Raw genomic sequence first — 17,937 nt, forward strand, 5'->3', positions numbered from 1 at the left:
CCGGTGACGTCACTCGACAAACCGACCCATCAGCCGACGGGCCCGGTGCCCGCGGGTCCCCCGGCCGACGCCCCGCCGACCGACGACCAGAGGGCCGTGACCCAGGCGGCCCTCTTCGACGCCTTCGGCGGCATCCGGGGCACGGTGGAGACCATGCTTCCGGGCCTGCTCTTCGTCATGATCTACACGATCAACAAGAACGTGACGATGTCCGCCATCGCGGCGGGCACGGTGGCGGTCCTGCTGGTGATCGTGCGGCTCGTCCGCAAGGACACCGTCAAGCACGCCTTCAGCGGGGTGTTCGGCGTCGGCGTGGGCGTGGCCTTCGCCCTGTTCACCGGGACCGCCAAGGGCTTCTACCTGCCCGGCATGATCTACGGCGCCGGGCTGGGCGTGGCCTTCACGCTCTCCGCGCTGGTGGGCTTCCCGCTGCTCGGCGTGATGCTGGGGCCGGTCTTCAAGGAGAACCTGTCCTGGCGCACCCGCAACCCGGGGCGCAAGAAGGCGTACACCAAGGCCAGCCTGGCCTGGGGCCTCGTCTTCCTCGCCAAGTACGCGATCCTCTTCCCGCTGTACTGGTGGGGGGACGAGACGCAGCTGGGCTGGGTGCTGATCGCGCTCAAGCTGCCGCCGATGGTGCTGGCGGTGTATTTCACCTGGCTGTTCCTGGCGAAGGCGCCGCCGCCGATCGACGTCATGGCGGAGTGGGAGGCCGAGGAGGCCGCCGAGAAGGAGCGCAAGGCCGCGGCGAAGGCCGCCAAGGCGGCGCGCGAGGGCTGAGGGCTGAGTCGTCGGCGCGGCGTCGCCCGCCCGCAGGGCGTGCGTGCGCGCCGGGCCCCACCGGCCCCGGGGCGCGCCCCCCCGCGGTAGCCGGGGGAAGGTACGTCGACGACACGGCCTGGGCCCGCGGACACGGAAGGGGCGGGGCGGCCTGATGGTCGCCCCGCCCCTTCCGCGCACGTACGGCCTCCCGCCGCCCCGCACCCTGCCGGGGCGGCGGGGTCAGCGCCGGGCCTGGAGGAGTTCCTCCAGCTGCTCCTCGCGGGCCTGCGCGGCCACGAAGAGGAGTTCGTCACCCGACTCCAGGGTCTCCTCCGGGTGCGGGGTGAGCACCCGGTTGCCGCGGATGATCGTGACGAGCGAGGTGTCCTCGGGCCAGCTGATCTCGCTGATCTGGGTGCCGGCCACCGGGGACTCCGGGGGCAGGGTCAGCTCGACGAGGTTGGCGTCGCCGTGGCTGAAGCGCAGCAGCCGGACCAGGTCGCCGACGCTCACCGCCTCCTCGACCAGGGCGGACATCAGGCGCGGGGTGGAGACGGCGACGTCCACGCCCCAGGCCTCGTTGAAGAGCCACTCGTTCTTCGGGTTGTTGACGCGGGCCACCACGCGCGGCACCCCGTACTCGGTCTTCGCGAGCAGCGAGACGACGAGGTTGACCTTGTCGTCACCGGTGGCCGCGATGACCACGTTGCAGCGCTGGAGCGCCGCCTCGTCCAGCGAGGTGATCTCGCAGGCGTCGGCCAGCAGCCACTCGGCCTGTGGCACTCGCTCCACCGAGATGGCGGTCGGCGCCTTGTCCACGAGGAGCACTTCGTGGCCGTTCTCCAGCAGTTCCCCCGCGATGGAGCGGCCCACGGCGCCCGCACCGGCGATCGCGACCCTCATGCGTGTGCCTCCTCGGGCCCCTGTGCGAAGGCCGCCTCGACCTTGTCGATCTCGTCCGTGCGCATCATCACGTGGACGAGGTCGCCTTCCTGGAGCACGGTCTGGGAGGTCGGCAGCGTCGCCTCGCCCAGCCGGGTGAGGAACGCGACGCGTACGCCGGTCTCCTCCTGCAGCACGCTCACCTTGTGGCCGACCCAGGCGGCGGAGGTGTGCACCTCGGCCAGCTGGACCCCGCCGCTGGGGTCGCGCCACAGCGGCTCGGCCCCCGACGGCAGCAGCCTGCGCAGCATCTGGTCGGCGGTCCACCGTACCGTCGCGACGGTGGGGATGCCCAGACGCTGGTAGACCTCGGCGCGCTTGGGGTCGTAGATGCGGGCGGCGACGTTCTCGACGCCGAACATCTCCCGGGCCACGCGGGCGGCGATGATGTTGGAATTGTCACCACTGCTGACGGCGGCGAAGGCCCCCGCCTCCTCGATTCCCGCCTCGCGCAGGGTGTCCTGATCGAAGCCGACGCCGGTGACGCGGCGGCCGCCGAAGGACGCCCCCAGCCTGCGGAACGCGGTGGGGTCCTGGTCGATGACGGCGACCGTATGCCCCTGCTGCTCCAGGGTCTGCGCGAGGGTGGAGCCCACTCTTCCGCAGCCCATAATGACGATGTGCACGGCCGTCCTTCCGGCTGTCGGCGGCTGGCGGCCCGGCCGCGGGTCTCCGTCGGAGGTTCCGTCCGGGTTTCCACGAGGACCAGCCTTGTTGCTGCCCTGATTACCTGCTCAGGCTAGACAGGGTCTCAGACCATGGCCCAAGCTACACACGGGCGGTCACCAGTGTGTCCTCAGTGTGGCCTCTTGGGGTGTCTGTGATCCGCAATTGCCCCTCAGTGGGGGTGGTGGTTGGTCAGCCCAATTTCCGAACGCTTACGATCCTCTGCGTGTCCAAACTGACCGACGTGCCCAAACGGATCCTGATCGGCCGGGCGCTCCGAAGCGACCGCCTCGGAGAAACGCTCCTCCCCAAGCGGATCGCCCTCCCCGTCTTCGCCTCCGACCCGCTCTCCTCAGTGGCTTATGCCCCTGGCGAGGTACTGCTGGTCCTGTCGATCGCGGGCGTGTCGGCGTACCACTTCAGCCCGTGGATCGCGGCAGCGGTCGTCGTGCTGATGTTCACGGTGGTCGCCTCCTACCGGCAGAACGTCCGCGCCTACCCGAGCGGCGGCGGTGACTACGAGGTCGCCAACACCAACCTCGGTCCCAAGGCCGGCCTCACCGTCGCCAGCGCCCTGCTGGTCGACTACGTCCTGACCGTCGCGGTCTCGATCGCCTCCGGCGTCGAGAACCTCGGTTCCGCCATTCCGTTCGTCGTCGAGCACAAAACGCTCTGCGCGATGGGAATGATCTTGCTGCTCACGCTGATGAATCTGCGCGGCATGAAGGAATCCGGGAGGCTCTTCGCCATTCCGACCTATGTCTTCGTGGCGGGCGTGTTCGTCATGATCGCGTGGGGGGCCTGGCGCGGCCTCGCCCTCGGCGAGACCATGAAGGCCCCCACCGCCGACTTCCAGATCAAGGCCGAGCACCAGGGCCTGGCCGGATTCGCGCTGGTCTTCCTGCTGCTGCGGGCCTTCTCCTCCGGGTGCGCCGCCCTGACCGGCGTCGAGGCGATCAGCAACGGCGTGCCCGCCTTCCGCAAGCCCAAAAGCAAGAACGCCGCGACCACCCTGGCCCTGATGGGCGGCCTGGCCGTGACGATGTTCTGCGGCATCATCGCCCTGGCCATGGCCACCAACGTCAAGATGGCCGAGAAGCCCGGCACGGACCTGCTCAGCAACGGCGCCGAGGTCGGCCCGGGCTACGTCCAGAACCCGGTGATCTCCCAGGTCGCCGAAGCGGTCTTCGGCAGCGGCAGCTTCCTGTTCATCGTGCTCGCCGCGTCCACCGCGCTCGTCCTGTTCCTGGCCGCCAACACGGCGTACAACGGCTTCCCGCTGCTCGGCTCGATCCTCGCGCAGGACCGCTACCTGCCCCGACAGCTGCACACGCGCGGCGACCGGCTCGCCTTCTCCAACGGCATCGTGCTGCTCGCGGGCGCCGCGATACTGCTGGTCTGGCTCTACGGCGCCGACTCGACCAAGCTGATCCAGCTCTACATCGTCGGCGTCTTCGTCTCCTTCACGCTGAGCCAGATCGGCATGGTCCGGCACTGGAACCGCCACCTGCGCGACGAGCAGGACCCCGCCGCACGCCGCAAGATGCACCGGTCCCGGGCGATCAACACCTTCGGTGCGATGTTCACCGGGCTCGTCCTGGTCGTCGTCCTCGCCACCAAGTTCACGCACGGCGCGTGGGTGGCCCTGCTCGGCATGGTGATCTTCTACGGCACGATGACCGCGATCCGGAAGCACTACGACCGGGTCGCCACCGAGATCGCCGCCGCCGAGGGACCCTCCGAGGACAGCGTGCGGCCCTCCCGGGTCCACTCGATCGTCCTCGTCTCCAAGGTCCACAAGCCCACGCTGCGGGCGCTGGCCTTCGCCAAGCTGACCCGTTCGGACACCTTGGAGGCGCTCAGCATCAGCGTCGACCCGGTGGAGACCAAGGCACTGCGGGCCGAGTGGGAGCGGCGCGGGATCAACGTCCCGCTCAAGATCCTCGACTCGCCGTACCGGGAGATCACCCGGCCGGTGGTGGAGTACGTGAAGGGGCTGCGCAGCGAGAACCCGCGCGACGCCGTCAGCGTCTACATCCCCGAGTACGTCGTCGGACGCTGGTACGAGCACCTGCTGCACAACCAGAGCGCGCTGCGGCTCAAGGGGCGGCTGCTGTTCACCCCCGGAGTGATGGTCACCTCGGTGCCCTACCAGCTGGAATCCTCCGAACTGGCCAAGAAGCGGGCCAAGCGGCGCCAGGACTGGAACGCCCCGGGTGCGGTGCGGCGCGGGCCGGTGGACACACCGCGCCAGGGCCGCCCGCCGCGGTCGAAGGACTCGCCGAAGGACGCGGCGCCGAAGTAGGGCCCCCCTGGGGGGCTGGTTGGTGAACGGCCGGACAGGATCCACGTAAACTGGTGGGTCGGCTGTCCGGCCGTTCTTTTACGTCCCACCCTTGATCCTTGGAGTTCCCCCACGATGACCGAGCAGAACGAGACGAAGAAGTCACTGGTCGGGGAAGAGTACGAGGTCGAGGTCGGCGCCGTGGCCCACGGCGGACACTGCATCGCCCGTACCGCCGAGGGCCGGGTCCTGTTCGTCCGGCACACCCTGCCCGGCGAGAAGATCATCGCCAAGGTGACCGAAGGCGACGAGGACTCCCGTTTCCTGCGCGCCGACGCGGTGACGGTCATCGAGGCCTCCAAGGACCGCGTCGAGGCCCCCTGTCCGTTCTCGGGCCCCGGCAAGTGCGGCGGCTGCGACTGGCAGCACGCCAAGCCCGGCGCCCAGCGCAGGCTCAAGGGCGAGGTCGTCACCGAGCAGCTCCAGCGCCTCGCCGGACTCACCCCCGAGGAGGCGGGCTGGGACGGTACGGTCCTGCCCGCCGAGGGTGACAAGCTGCCCGCCGGACAGGTCCCCGCGTGGCGCACCCGGGTGCAGTTCGCGATCGACGAGGACGGCCGTACGGGCCTGCGCAAGCACCGCTCGCACGACATCCAGCCGGTCGACCACTGCATGATCGCCTCGCCCGGCATCACCGAACTGGGCATCGAGAAGCGTGAATGGCCCTCGCTGGCCGCCGTCGAGGCCATCGCGGCCTCCGGCTCCGGTGACCGCCAGGTCATCCTCACCCCGCAGCCCGGCGGCCGCCTGCCGCTGGTCGAGCTGGACAAGCCGGTCTCGGTGCTCCGCGTCGAGGAGAAGGACGGCGGCATCCACCGCGTCCACGGCCGCGCCTTCGTGCGCGAGCGCTCCGACGGCCGCACCTACCGCGTCGGCATGGGCGGCTTCTGGCAGATCCACCCGCAGGCCGCCGACACCCTGGTCAAGGCCGTCATGCAGGGCCTGATGCCGCGCAAGGGCGAGATGGCCCTGGACCTCTACTGCGGCGTCGGCATCTTCGCGGGCGCCCTGGCCGAACGGCTCGGGGACACCGGCGCGGTGCTCGGCATCGAGTCGACGAAGCGCGCGGTCGAGGACGCCCGGCACAACCTCCAGGACATGGAGCGCGTCCGCATCGAGCACGGCAAGGTCGAGCAGGTCCTGCCCCGCACGAAGATCAGCGAGTGCGACCTGATCGTCCTGGACCCGCCCCGCGCGGGCGCGGGCAAGCAGACGGTTCGCCACCTGACGGGCCTCTCCCCGCGCCGCATCGCATACGTCGCCTGCGACCCGGCGGCCCTGGCCCGCGACATCGGGTACTTCCGCGACAACGGCTACCGGGTGCGCACGATGCGGGTGTTCGACCTGTTCCCGATGACCCACCACGTGGAGTGCGTCGCGATCCTGGAGCCGATCAAGGAAGACGCCTGACCTGCAGGTTAGAGCAGTGGGCGTGATGTGCGCCGTGGGCGTTGTGGGCGATATCTTGACGCAGATCTGACGCTCGTGACGCACGTTTGACGCACGCGGTCGTCGACTCCTGATAGGTCATCAGTCATGGAGGGGCGCCTCGCACGGCAGATCGTGATCTTGCCCGCGCGAGGCGCCCCTCTTTGTAACGTTCGGCTGTGCCTGTCGCTGGCAGAGCCATGCTTCGCCTTCCCCCTCTGAGTACGCTCTGTGAGCACTTGGAGGGGGCGCGGCCGGGACCCGTCTACGAACGCGGGGCGAGCACGTTGCTACTCCGTACCGGGCCACTCGTACACGGCCGACTCCACGGACAAGTCCCGTACGCCCTTGAGTCGAACATCCGTTGGCGGTTCGACTTCGAAGCGGTGCACGGGGTCGTTCACCAGGCGGAGGGTCGGCTTGCCGACGCCCTCCTCCAGGCGTGAGACGATCACGAGCGTGTAGTTCTCGCCCCCAGACCAGGCCCGTACAAACTCCGACCGTGTCAGAGTCAGCTCGCCCGGGACGGCACGCCCGTGGGCCTTGATCTCGTAATAGCGCCCGGTCGAGTCGTATGCGTCGGCGCCCACGCCCGACGCACCCCGCTGGTCGTCCAGCTCGACGCCCTCCTCTTGCAGGATCCGGCGGAGCGCCTGGATGACGAGCTCCTCCTTGTGATGGTCTGCGTAGCCGAGCGGTGAGGCCTGGCTGCGGGGTGGGGCCCTCCGCGCCTGGGCTGGGGGAGCGGGGTTCCGAGTCGGCGGGGCGTTGGTCCGCCCGTTCCCGGTGGGCGGGCAGGGGCGCTGCCCGGTGTGGATGGCGTTCCAGTGCGGGTGACCTTGCCGGGCAGTACGTTGAAGTGGGCTGCGTCCACCAGGGGACGCGCGGCCGGCACGGGCTGCGGGCCGGGCTGGGTGCCGGTTCCGGGGCTTCCGGTCGCGGGAGCCGATCCGGTGCGGGGTGGCGGGATGATGCCGGTCGGGACAGCGGGGCCGGTGCCCGTGCCCCGCTGAGGGGCCGACTTCCCGTTCGGCATCGGCGCGGTGGGAGCCCGCTGGGCTCGCCGACGCAGTTCTTCGGCGAGCCGCTGCCGTTCCTCGCGGTCCCGTTGCCCTGCCGATGTGAGCGTGGCCCCGGGCCCTGCCTCCACCAGGCGTTCCTCCCAAACGTCCCGCCAGCTGTGGCCCACGCGCGACCGTTCTTCCGCGAAGTGGGCGGCGATGGCCGCGCCCGCACCGGCCTTGGTGGTCAACGCCGCGTGCGAGCGTAGGAACAGCGTGTTGCGGCCGCGGTCGATCTGGGCGTCGACGGGTAGTTCGATGGGCTCGTACGTGTCTCCCGGATCGAGGCGGATCCGCAGTCCGGGTAGCAGCCGGACCTCCAGGCCCACCAGCCAGGTCCAGCCGGTGAAAGCCTCGGCCGTCTCGGGCTCGTCGCGCACCAGAAGGTCTTGGAGCGCAGCGACTCCCCGCCGGAAGTCCCTCATCGACGTGCTGAAGGAGATCTCCGGGACCGGTGCGGCCCCCGACGCCGAGCACGAGAGGGTCACCCCGAGTCGGCCACCGCGAACACCGATCGGTCATCGAGCCCGGCTGGGTCAAGGGCAAGGGCCGGTTCGGGGATGCCCAGTACCAGCCACAGAGGGTCGATGTCCGCCCCGGTCAGGGTGAAGGGACGGGCAGGTCCCTGGAAGCACTTGCCGGACTTCATCCAGCCACGGTCGGTCAGGACGAGCTCCTCGAACCGGAACTCGTTGCGGATCTGCTTCTCCACCGCCGTCTGGGTCGCATCTGCCGCACGGTGAGTCAGACGCCGCGCCAGGGATTGATAGACCAGCAGCGCCTCCGCCCTCAGGCTGTCCGGTACGTCGGTATCGCTATTGGTTTGGATCTCGGCGGCGTTGTCGGTCTGACGGTCCCGGAGTTCACGCAGCCGTTCCATCAGGCGCGGGACGTCGGGGTTGCCGGAGACACCCAGAGCGGTGAGGACCTCTGTGCGGGTGGCCAGGGCTTGGTGGATCGCCGGGTGCAGGTAGCCAGGATCCTCCGGCCCGTACAGGGCCTCCGTGTCCGGGGTACGTGACCGTGTGAGGTCCCATGAGATCTTGGACAGGTTGGCTCCACGACATCCTTGATGTCACCGGGACATACTGGACGGCTGTTACGACTCGGTGCGGTTGGGCGCTCTGAAACCGGTGATGGGCTTGTCGCTGGTGCGGGGGTGAGTGGACAGCTCGACGTCCCCGTCGAGGACCCGGAAGCAGGTGTCCTCAAGGACGATCATCACGGTCTTCCCGGCGTGTGCGCGGCCGATTCGTAGTCGCTGGCCGCCGAGCATCACGCGGCCGTCCGGGGGCACCTTGCGCCGGGTCCGCAGAGTCTGTGCGGAGGGTGGGATGACCATCGTGCGCGGGCTTCGGGCGCCGCTGATCTGCCGTCGCTTCTCCGGGGGAATCGGCGCGGGCATGGTCTTGATGACGCGGCCGTCGACGATGACGTGCATCAGCTGGCTCTCGAAGCGCAGAGTGGCAGGCTGTCCGGCCAGATGGTGCGCGATCTTCACTTTCTGGCCGCCGAGCCCGATGTCGCCGTCCCTGTCGATGACGCGGTCGACCTCGACCACGAGTGCGGGCTTGGCCTCATCGACCAGGGCGGGAGCCGCCGGCTCAGGCCCTGCGATGCTGCCGCCCCGCAGCACCAATGCCTTCAGATCGGCTGCGGTGAGCTTGGAGGGGCGGGTGCGGGCGAGGACGCCGTCGATGAAGACGTGGATGCTGCGTTCGTCGGCCCAGATGGTGGCCGTGCGCCCGCCCAGGGCGGCGGGGAACTTCATCTGCTGGTTGTTGGGCAGACAGAGCCTGCCGATGGGGGAGATGACAGCCTCGAACTGGACGGCCCGGATGTGGGACTCGTCGACCGGCAGCCGCGGTGAGGGCAGCAGGGAGGGAAGCTGTGGCGCCAGCAGCTCGGCGGCGGACGTCCGCGTGTCCTCCGGCTCGGGCAGGTGGACCTCGCGTTGCTGATTCTTGGTGTCGGCGGGGCGGAACGCGGAGGCTGGGGTGGCCATCTGCAGGGCCTGGTGCGGGCGCTTGTGGTTGTAGCCGTGGACCCAGGCATCGATTGCCGCCTGTGCCGTCCCCTGGTCGGCGAACGGACCGACATGGTCCAGGAGTTCACGGCGTAGTGACTTGTGGAACCTCTCGATCTTCCCGGTCGTGGTGGGTGACCGGGGCTTGGTCAACCGTGCGGTGATGCCGTTCTCCCGGCAGATCCGCTCGAAGAGGACCTCGGCCGGGAAGGGCTTGGTGAAGCGGCCGGTGAACTGCTTGCCGTTGTCCGTCAGCACCTCCGGCGGCACTCCGTAGGTGGTCATGGCCTCGGCGAACGCGGTGCATACCGCACGGCCGGACGGCTGGGCGACCACCTTGGCGATGACGATGAACCGGGAATGGTCGTCGATGCCGGTGACGAGCTTGCACTCGCGCCCGCCGGCCAGGAAGACACCACTCATCAGGTCGAGCTGCCACAGCTGCATCGGAGCATCTCGCTGCCAGCGCTTGTAGACGCGGCGGTGATTCTGTTCCTGGTGGTTGATCAGCCCGTTGCGGACCAGGATGCGGTGCACTGTGGACCGTCCGGGCACCGGCTTCAGGCCGCGCTGACCGAGATCGTAGGCGATGCGTCGGGCTCCCCAGCGTGGATGGGTCCGGCGTAGCTCGCAGACCAGGGCCTCGACCTCGGGAGCCACCTGGTGGGGCGAGGAGTGCGGGCGGCGGGACCTGTCCACCAGCCCGCCCAGTCCTCCGGCGTGGTACCGCTCGACCCAGGTGTACACCGTCTGCCGTGACACTCCGAACCGGCGGGCCACTTCAGCGACGGGGGATCCGTCCAGCATCTGCAGCACCGCCCGGTACCGGTGCTCGGCCATCCAGTGCTGGTCGTCCACTGGTTCCGAATCGCGTGATTCCGCCACATCACAGTCAACGACTCACGGCAGTCCAGGATGTGCCGAGACCTTCAGAAATCTCGTGGGACCGTCAAGCATCAGTCCGGTACAGACTGTCCACTTTCTCGTGGGACTTCACACTACGGGGAGCACTTCAAGGCCATTGACAGTACGCAGGGTGAGGTCTGTCGGCGGTCGGAGCCGGCCTTGGCTGTCCTCCAGCCAGGAGGTCTCCCGGAGCTGCCACACCCAGATGGCCGCCGTCTCACCCACGACATTCCACTTGTAGTGACCTTTGGCCAGGGGGACCACGGCCTGGTCTGAACTGGTCAGCGGGGCTGTGAGTGTGCGCAGCAGGGCGGCTGTGCGGCGTCGTCGCTCGTCCGCGTCCTTCTCGGCCGCGATGTTCGTGACCACAGAGACGAGGTCGCTGCTGGTCAGGTCGTCCAGAGAGTGGCCAGCTCCCTTGAGCATCATCTGCGCCCATCGGTCTGTGACGGACCACCTGCAGTCCCGTGCGAGGCCGACGCGGGGATCCCCCGGGTACGTCTTGGTGTCCACCGGGTAATAGACCTCGCGCACCCGGGTGAGCCGGGGGGTGTCTGCCACGCCCAGCAGCCGCAGGAAGGCCGTTCTGCTCAGACCGCCTGCACCGACTTGCGCTGTCCGTCCGTGAGCAGCCCCCGCAGATAGACCTGCCCCCACCGACGCTGGTCCTTCCGCGCGAACGGCTCGAACATATCCGCCGCGAAGGCTTCCAACTCATCACGCACAGCAGCAACTTCATCAGGTGTCACACACCCTCAACGCCAAACCCGACCCGAGGGACACGCACCACATCAACCAACCTGACCAAGCACTACTAGCCGCTGATGAGCCGGTCCAGGGCACGGAGCTCGGCGGCGGCCTCCTCCTGTCGGGGGCTCTTCAGCCGGGTGAGTGCGGCATGAGCGACGAGCAGGGTCTCGCGGGCCTCCTCGTACCGTGCCAGTCGGCGGAGCACGATTCCGAGGTCCAGTCGGGCCGGTTCGCTCCAAGCTGGCATTTGTGCGGCGTCGAAGTGCGCAACCGCCTCGCGCAGCGGAGGTTCGGCCTCGGCCCACCGGTTGAGCGCGCCGAGATCCTTGCCGATCTCCTGCAAAGCGGCAGCGTGGTATTGGGCGATCAGCTCGGCCGGTTGTCCCGGCATACCGGCGCGGCAGAGCGCCGCGCTGCGCCGGTGAGTGACTAGGGCTTCCTCGACGTGGCCGGCTATCCGCAGGTTGTGGCCCAGGGCGTTCAGTACGGAGAGCTCGGCGAGACGCCCCTGGGGAGAGGGCAGCGCGGTGAAGCAGGCGGCCGCTTCGCGAAACCGTTGGGTGGACTCTTCACTCCGGCCGAGCCGGTAGAGCGCCCCGGCGGAGTATCCGAGTGCCCAGCCCTGTTGGAGTGCGTCTGCGGCCTCGTGTGCCACCGCGTAGGCACGGTCGGCGGTCGTCAGCGCGATGGCGTAGTCGTGGAGGCAGTGGTTGTAGGCCCAGGAGAGGTAGTTGAGGTGGACGGCTTCGTCCTGCTTGCTCCCCAGGGCCCGGGCTGCGTCGGCGGAACGCGTGAACACCTCCGCCCACAATTCCCAGTGCTGGTTCAGGTCGGAGAACCAGTGCATGGCCTCCGCCGCATCGAGAACCTGCTGGTAGCGTCCGGCCGCCTGCGCTTGGCGCAGAGCAGCAAGCCACTCGGCACGCTCGGCCTCCAGCCACACGCGGGCCTGCTCACGGCCGGCGGGCGCGCTGGCGGGGTCGGGGTCCGAGTCGGGTGTGTCCCGGTGGTGGTCAGCGTCGAAGCGCAGGGCGGCGGCGGTGGCCCGGCGGAGCACCCATCCGGCGGCCCGGTCCCGCACATGGGCGCGGACCTCGGGGTCGTCCTCGAGGATGAGCTGCTCGGTGGCGAACAATTTGAGCAGGTCGTGGAAGCGGTAGCGCTCGACAGCGGCGTCAGGCTGAAGCAGCCCGGCGTCTGCCAGCTCCTCGGCGCATCGGGCGGTCTGAACGAGTGGCAGGTCTGCCAGCAGGGCGGCGATTTCGGGGCTGAAGTCCGGGCCGGAGGCGAGGGAGGCTCGCCGGAACACGGTCTTGGCATCTTGGCTCAGTTGTTGGTAGGACAGGGCGAAGGCGGCCCGTACCTGCAAGCCGCCCGCTTGCAGCGAGTCGAGGCGGCGTCCTTGTACGGCGAGCTGCGTGGTCAGTTTGCCGATGCGCTCGTCGGGCCTGGCCGCGAGCCGTTGTCCGGCGATGCGTACGGCCAGCGGTAGGTGTCCGCACAGGTCCGCGAGGTCGCGGACAGCCTGTGGCTCGTGCTGGACGCGCTGAGGGCCGATGATGCGCATGAGCAGCTCGACGGCCTCCTCCCGCTTCAGCACGTTGAGGCGGGTACGGTGGACCGCTTCGAGACCGGCCAGGGTGTGGCGGCTGGTGATGATCGTCAGTGAGAGCCCGGCGCCCGGGAGAAAAGGGCGGACCTGGGACTCGTCGGCAGCGTTGTCCAGGAGTAGGAGGATGCGCCGGTCGCGGACCATGTCCCGGTAGAGGCCGGCCCGGTCGTCCGTCCTGGTGGGCATTGCGCTCTCGGTGACGCCCAGGGCCCGCAGGAGACGGGCGAGCGCGTCACGGGCTGTGGCCGGTTCGGGGTCCATGCCGCGCAGGTCGAGGGCGAACTGTCCGTCCGGGAAGTGATCCGCGAGACGGTGGGCAGCGTGCACGGCGAATGTACTCTTGCCAAGGCCGGGTTGCCCCGAGATCACGCTGACCGGTGGGTGGCCCGGCTCCGCGTTCTCTACGAGAGCGTGGAGCCGGGACAGGGCAGCACTGCGTGCGGTGAAGTCCTTGACGTCACGCGGTAGTGCCAGTGTGGTGTGAGCGGGCGGCCCGGTGTCCTGCCGGGGGCGGGGCCGCCCGCGCCGGGCGGCCTCTTCCAGCGCCTCGCAATCGGTGGGGCCGAGCCTCAGTGCTGCGGCGAGCGCTTGCACGGTGCGGCGCTGCGGGCCCCGGGAACGCCCTCGTTCCAGGTCCGCCAGTGCGCGAATGCTGACCCCGGCGATGTGGGACAGCTCTTCCTGGCTGAGCTCGGCCCGCATCCGAAGGCCGAGGAGCAATCGCCCGAAATCATCTGCCGTTGAATTGCAGGTACCCATGGTCAGTGTCTCCTGTGGACAGGGCGGGTGGGCTGGGCCGCCGGTCTCGCTCCGGCAGAAGTATGCCAGACGTTAATTCTGCCGGTAGAACATCCTGGCTGGTCAGCGGCCTGCCGTGATCAACTTAAGGAGTTCGGGCCGAGGTGCGGAAGGCATTTCCCGGTACCCCGTAGGCCGGACCGGGACATGGGTGTCCGGATGCTGAGGGGGTGTTGCGCCCGTCGCAATCCAGTAGCCGGTGAATCCCTCGTCCTGCCTCCCGACCTGGTGTCTGCGCGGCCGACCACGTCAGGTCGGGACGGCCCGGTAGCAACTCCTTCCGACCTGAGAATGAGCATCGACCATGTCCTTCGGCACAGAATTGCGGTCCCGGCGGCAGGCACAAGGCCTGTCGATCGGCGAACTTTCCAAGATCCTGCACTACAGCAAGGGACACCTCAGCCGGGTGGAGACCGGCGCCAAAAGGGCGTCCAGCGATCTGGCCGTCCGGTGCGACGACGTGCTGCAGGCTCAAGGTGTCCTTCTCAGCAGACTTGAGACTCCGGACAATGCCGCCCGGCAGGTCCCGGGCAGTTCCTGTCGGCCGGTACAAATCCCGTGTGGTACTGCTCACTTCGTCGCCCGTGCGGAGGAAGCAGCCGCGTTGGGCTCAGCCTTGCAGGCGGCCGGTGACTCGCTTTCGGCAACCGCCTCCACCGTGGTGATCAGTGGCATGCCCGGCGTGGGGAAGACCGCACTCGCTCTCGAATGGGCTCACCGCAACGCCTCGGCATTCCCCGACGGCATCCTCTTCCGCGAACTCCAGACGGACGAGTCGGGCGGGGTCACCGACGACACCAATGTCGTGCTGTCAGATTTCCTGCAAGCGCTGGGAGTCGATCCGGCCGGGATGCCCGCCGGCGTCCAGGGCAGGGCGGCGCTGTACCGCAGCCTGTTGGCGGGCCGCAAAGTGCTGGTCGTCCTGGACAACGCAGCCGACACGGAGCAGGTACGCCTATTGCTCCCCGGGTCCGCCCAGTGCGCGACCATCGTCACCAGCCGCAGCCGGCTGTCCGGGTTGGTGGTACGGGACGGGGCCCGCAGAATCGCCCTGGGCGTGTTGTCTCTGGCCGAATCCTGCGAGTTGCTCCGCCACACGATCGGCCTGAGCCCGAAGGACGCGCCCGGTGGGGCCCTCCTGTCGCTCGCCGCCCGCTGCGGGCACCTGCCATTGGTTCTGCGCACGGCTGCGGAACGCTACTCGACCAACCGCTACCCCGGTCTGGAACAGATGGCCGCAGAGTTGTCAGGGGGGCGGGCCGTGCTCGACCTCCTGGAGTACAGGCACGACCGGTCGGTCTCGTTGCGCTCGGCATTCTCCCGGTGCTACCGGGCGCTGCCCGAGACAGAGGCTCGTGCGTTTCTCCTGGTGGCGCCGCAGTCGCTGACGGGCATCTCGGTGCAGGCCGCGGCGTATCTGCTCGGCGTCCCGGAGCGCACGGCACGGCGGCAGCTGGACTTTCTGTACGAGGCCGGCCTGCTGGAACTGGCTGGCTCGGAGCACTACCGCGCACATGCCCTGCTCGGCGCCTACGCGGCCGAGCAGGCGGGGCCACCGGCGTGGCGGAACTACTCACTGCCAGTGGAGTCTGGCCACTTCAGGCTTGCTGCCGGTGCCGACCGAAGAGTGCGAGCGCGGCGATAGACGGCGCGTGCTTGAACGAGCCGTCGGCGATCAACTCCCAGACTTGCGATTCCGGGAACCACCTGGTCACCAGCCCCTTGTCCTCTTCTCCGAGGCAGGGCTCGCCGACCGTCAGGTCTGTGGCAAGAAAGACATGAAACCCTTGGTCGCAGTAGCCGTATGCCTCGAACGGATGGCATAGTCGGGTCGTTCTTCCCGCCCGCAAGCCAGTCTCTTCACCCAGTTCGCCGCAGGCCAGCTCCACCGGATCGGCGGCGGGGTCGTCCTCCCAGAAGCCTTGCGGAAACTCCCATCAGCGTCCCTTCACCGGATACCGGTACTGCTCCACGAGGGTGAACCGGGCATCGCGGTCCGGATGGCTGGTGACTTCTGTCGTCTTCGCGCTTCCCTGCAGGCTGTAGCCCAAGGTATGCAGCAGATGCCCGACGGTGGAAGCGCTGATCGGGTGGCCCTGTGCGGTGAGGGCCGAGGCGAGGGCCCGCAACGACAAGGTGGTCCACCGCAGCGGGGAGACGGGGTCGCCTCGGGTATGCGGCTCGATCAGCGACTCCAGCGCGGGCAGCAGACCGGAGTCGGTGTCCGTCAGCCGCTTGCGGCCGGCACCTGGGGCCCGGACCCGTCGGGTCGGCGAGGAGCAACCGGCCCAACTCGGCGATACCGCGCGCGATAGTGGCAGTGCTGGTGCCGGAAGCGGCGGCGACCCGGACGATACTGCCGTGCCCGAGGGCCATCGCCTCACTGGCCAGGTACAACCGACGGCGACGCTCATCGAAGTGCGGCAGGATCTGATCAAACTTGGCCCGCAGAGCACAGGTGGCAGCGCGGCCTGGCAGACACGAGGTCATAAATATTGACGCTGGACGCCGGCCGAGACGGTGCCCTTCTTCGAGTACCCGGTGTCGTCGACGATCAGCACGCCATCCGGCTGCCCGAGCCGCTCGGCCACGTAGTCCTGCAGGTCATCGCGGATCTCGTCTGGATCCCACTGGCACCACGACAACAGTCGCTGGAGCCCATGCGGGGAGTTGTGGCCCGCGTACTCGGCTATCTGCCAGCTGTTCTTCCTGCCCACCGGCCCGAGCAGGCCGCGCACGCAATCCCGCATCCGCCGCCGCGGCTCGACACGGCCGAACCGCTCGCCCACCCGCAGCAGCAGTGACTCCAACTAGGCTTCCCAAAGGCCTACTTCGACATCGCTTTCCGTCTCCATAACTGGTTCAACGCGCCCCGATCGGGTGAGTCACGATCCATCGCCACTCTGACGAGACGTCAGCTCAGTAGACTCAAAAAAGGCCCTGTGAGCAGGACAAATGGAGAAGTGCAACTGGAGTACTAGGACAGGCCCTGGCCCGACACGGTCCACTGCGCCAGGAACTCCGCGTTGGACTCGTACTCCTCCCAGGGGCTGGCCAGGATGATCTCCGAAACCCCGCACTCCAGATACCGGGAGAAGTAGCGCCCCACCTCCTCGGCCGAACCCACCAGGAACGGCGAATGCGAAGCCCCGGACATGATCGCCCCCAGCCAGAAGACGCCCTCGTGCGTCTCCTCGGCGGACAGATTCGCCAGGTCCTTGCGCCACACCGAATCCGAGGCGCGCCCGTGGAGCTTCACATTGATCTGCGCCGCCCGATTCGGCGGGAAGTACCGCCGGGCGGCGGCCCACGCCTCCTCGCTCGTCTCACGCACGATCAGGCCGAAGCGAACCCCCGAGTCCGTCCGGCGACCCACCGAGGCGGCGAAGCCGTCGGCGAACAGGTCGGCCGGAGCCGGATTGGTCACGGCCACCGCACCGTGCCGCACGCTGAGGTCCACGGCCTCGTCGGAGGATCCGCCGATGAAGATCCGGGGAAGCAGCTCCGGATCCATCCCGGCCGCGAAGTGCTCCGGCTTCTCGTAGTCGTAGACCGGATCGGGCCGCGCGGCCGGTGACCCGCCGACCAGGAGCGCCGTCAGGACGCTGAGATATTCGTCCATACGGTCGAACCGCGCCCCGTGGTCGAGGCGGTCGCCGACCTGGCGCAGCTCCCCCGGAGTCGAGCCGGCCACCATGTTCAGGTCCACCCGGCGGCCGTGCAGGTAGGCCGTGGTGGCGAGCATCTTGGCCAGGGCGAAGGGCGACGTGTAGTACGGCTGCACCGCGACCATGGGGACGAACGTGGTCGACTGCTGGATCAGCAGCGACGACAGCAGCCAGGGGTCGGGGACGCGATGGTTGAAGTGGATGAGTGCACCGGTGAACCCCAGGCGCTCACACGTCGCGGCCAGGTCGACCGCGTTGGTGATGTAGGCGTCGTCGGGGAACCGCCCCTGCATCGAGGCGTAGACCCGCAGTCCCTCGCTCATGTGTTCCGGGCTCCGCTCGTCATTGTCGCCGCGAAGTCGTTCGCGGCTTTCCGGGTTCTGTCCACGGCGTCCGGCCGCAGGCGGCAGCCGGGGCCGTCAGGGACGGGGCGTTCGAAGGCGTTCTCCAGCAGGAACAGGCCCTTGGTGCATGTGGCCCCCAGAGCACGCAGGACGGGAGTCAGCCCGTACTCGATACCGAGAAGGTGGGCGAGCGTTCCCGCCGTCGCTGTCGGCAGCACCGTTTTCCCAGCGAGCGCGTCGCGACCGAGCAGGTCGAGGAAGGTCTTCAGCAGGCCGGAGAAGGACGTCTGATAGATCGGCGTGGCAACCACCACCCCGTGCGCCCGGTCGATCAGATCGAGGGCAGCACGGGTCTGGGGCTGGTCCCGACGGCAGCGTACGAGGTCGTCGGCGGGGAGCTCGCGCACCGGCAGATGCCGGACCTGGAAGCCGGCGGCCGCGAGGCCGTCGAGGACGCCGAGCGCCGCCGCCGTGCTCATCGCGTGTTCCGACGGGCTGCCGGTGATCGCCACGACCAGCGGCCCGGAAGCCGGTGCCAAGGAGGTGTCCGCGTCGGGCCGGGTGTCCAGCGTTCTGGTGGTTCTACGGCTCGGGGCCGCTACGGTGATCGTGTTCATCAGGCGCTTTTCT

At 68.8% G+C, this 17,937-nt stretch carries 14 protein-coding genes and 3 pseudogenes; 4 read left to right on the top strand and 13 right to left on the bottom strand.

Annotated features, from left to right (window positions below; translation table 11 throughout):
• Positions 1-3 precede the first annotated feature (3 nt).
• Entirely contained in the window at positions 4-780 is a 777-nt protein-coding gene (locus QMF80_RS04515; RefSeq protein ID WP_502962768.1) for a DUF3159 domain-containing protein, read from the top strand.
• Positions 781-1,002: 222 nt separating this feature from the next.
• Here QMF80_RS04515 and QMF80_RS04520 read toward each other — a convergent pair whose 3' ends face one another.
• Together QMF80_RS04520 and QMF80_RS04525 are read right to left on the bottom strand one after the other, a co-directional pair.
• Complete coding sequence (locus tag QMF80_RS04520; protein WP_283449663.1) at positions 1,003-1,665, bottom strand: potassium channel family protein; 663 nt, start codon at positions 1,663-1,665, stop codon at positions 1,003-1,005.
• Positions 1,662-2,330: a potassium channel family protein gene (locus QMF80_RS04525; RefSeq protein ID WP_283449665.1), complete on the bottom strand. Its 669-nt coding sequence runs from the start codon at positions 2,328-2,330 to the stop codon at positions 1,662-1,664. Before QMF80_RS04525 ends, QMF80_RS04520 begins: the two co-directional genes overlap by 4 nt.
• A gap of 266 nt (positions 2,331-2,596) precedes the next feature.
• On the opposite strand from QMF80_RS04525, the gene QMF80_RS04530 reads away from it, so the two are divergent.
• Both QMF80_RS04530 and QMF80_RS04535 read left to right on the top strand, forming a co-directional pair.
• Positions 2,597-4,675, top strand: coding sequence for an APC family permease (locus QMF80_RS04530; protein WP_283449668.1), 2,079 nt, complete (start codon positions 2,597-2,599; stop codon positions 4,673-4,675).
• Positions 4,676-4,789: 114 nt separating this feature from the next.
• A complete protein-coding gene (locus QMF80_RS04535; RefSeq protein WP_283449670.1) occupies positions 4,790-6,124 on the top strand; it encodes a class I SAM-dependent RNA methyltransferase in 1,335 nt (444 codons plus the stop codon).
• Positions 6,125-6,432: 308 nt separating this feature from the next.
• Here QMF80_RS04535 and QMF80_RS04540 read toward each other — a convergent pair whose 3' ends face one another.
• From QMF80_RS04540 to QMF80_RS04565, 6 genes and pseudogenes are all read right to left on the bottom strand, one after another.
• A complete protein-coding gene (locus QMF80_RS04540; RefSeq protein WP_283449672.1) occupies positions 6,433-6,732 on the bottom strand; it encodes a hypothetical protein in 300 nt (99 codons plus the stop codon).
• A 955-nt stretch (positions 6,733-7,687) separates the two neighbouring features.
• Entirely contained in the window at positions 7,688-8,083 is a 396-nt protein-coding gene (locus QMF80_RS04545) for a hypothetical protein (protein WP_283449674.1), read from the bottom strand.
• A 219-nt stretch (positions 8,084-8,302) separates the two neighbouring features.
• Positions 8,303-10,069, bottom strand: a complete 1,767-nt coding sequence (locus QMF80_RS04550) for an IS481 family transposase (RefSeq protein WP_283450030.1) — start codon at positions 10,067-10,069, stop codon at positions 8,303-8,305.
• Between the two features lie 153 nt (positions 10,070-10,222).
• Positions 10,223-10,696, bottom strand: coding sequence for a hypothetical protein (locus QMF80_RS04555; RefSeq protein WP_283449676.1), 474 nt, complete (start codon positions 10,694-10,696; stop codon positions 10,223-10,225).
• A 38-nt stretch (positions 10,697-10,734) separates the two neighbouring features.
• A pseudogene (locus tag QMF80_RS04560) lies at positions 10,735-10,884 on the bottom strand (transposase); the annotation flags it as partial.
• Positions 10,885-10,949: 65 nt separating this feature from the next.
• Positions 10,950-13,217 (bottom strand): ATP-binding protein, encoded by a 2,268-nt coding sequence (locus tag QMF80_RS04565; protein ID WP_349372173.1) that lies wholly within the window; start codon positions 13,215-13,217, stop codon positions 10,950-10,952.
• A 382-nt stretch (positions 13,218-13,599) separates the two neighbouring features.
• Between QMF80_RS04565 and QMF80_RS04570 the strand changes: the two genes are divergently transcribed.
• Positions 13,600-14,940 (top strand): helix-turn-helix domain-containing protein, encoded by a 1,341-nt coding sequence (locus tag QMF80_RS04570; protein ID WP_283449680.1) that lies wholly within the window; start codon positions 13,600-13,602, stop codon positions 14,938-14,940.
• Here the strand turns inward: QMF80_RS04570 and QMF80_RS37990 are convergent.
• The 5 genes and pseudogenes from QMF80_RS37990 to QMF80_RS04590 all read right to left on the bottom strand — a co-directional run bounded on the left by QMF80_RS37990 (position 14,894) and on the right by QMF80_RS04590 (position 17,924).
• Entirely contained in the window at positions 14,894-15,184 is a 291-nt protein-coding gene (locus QMF80_RS37990; RefSeq protein ID WP_349372174.1) for an NUDIX hydrolase, read from the bottom strand. The genes QMF80_RS04570 and QMF80_RS37990 overlap by 47 nt on opposite strands.
• Before the next feature lie 87 nt (positions 15,185-15,271).
• Positions 15,272-15,785 (bottom strand): annotated as a pseudogene (locus QMF80_RS04575) (ISAzo13-like element transposase-related protein); the annotation flags it as partial.
• Between the two features lie 2 nt (positions 15,786-15,787).
• A pseudogene (locus tag QMF80_RS04580) lies at positions 15,788-16,105 on the bottom strand (transposase); the annotation flags it as partial.
• 167 nt (positions 16,106-16,272) lie between these two features.
• Positions 16,273-17,286, bottom strand: a complete 1,014-nt coding sequence (locus QMF80_RS04585; protein WP_283449682.1) for an LLM class flavin-dependent oxidoreductase — start codon at positions 17,284-17,286, stop codon at positions 16,273-16,275.
• The gene (locus QMF80_RS04590) at positions 17,283-17,924 is read right to left on the bottom strand and encodes an NAD(P)H-dependent oxidoreductase (RefSeq protein ID WP_283449684.1); all 642 of its coding nucleotides are present in this window, start codon (positions 17,922-17,924) and stop codon (positions 17,283-17,285) included. Before QMF80_RS04590 ends, QMF80_RS04585 begins: the two co-directional genes overlap by 4 nt.
• Between the last annotated feature and the right edge of the window lie 13 nt (positions 17,925-17,937).

This window comes from Streptomyces sp. G-G2 (genome assembly GCF_030063135.1).
Lineage (GTDB): Bacteria > Actinomycetota > Actinomycetes > Streptomycetales > Streptomycetaceae > Streptomyces.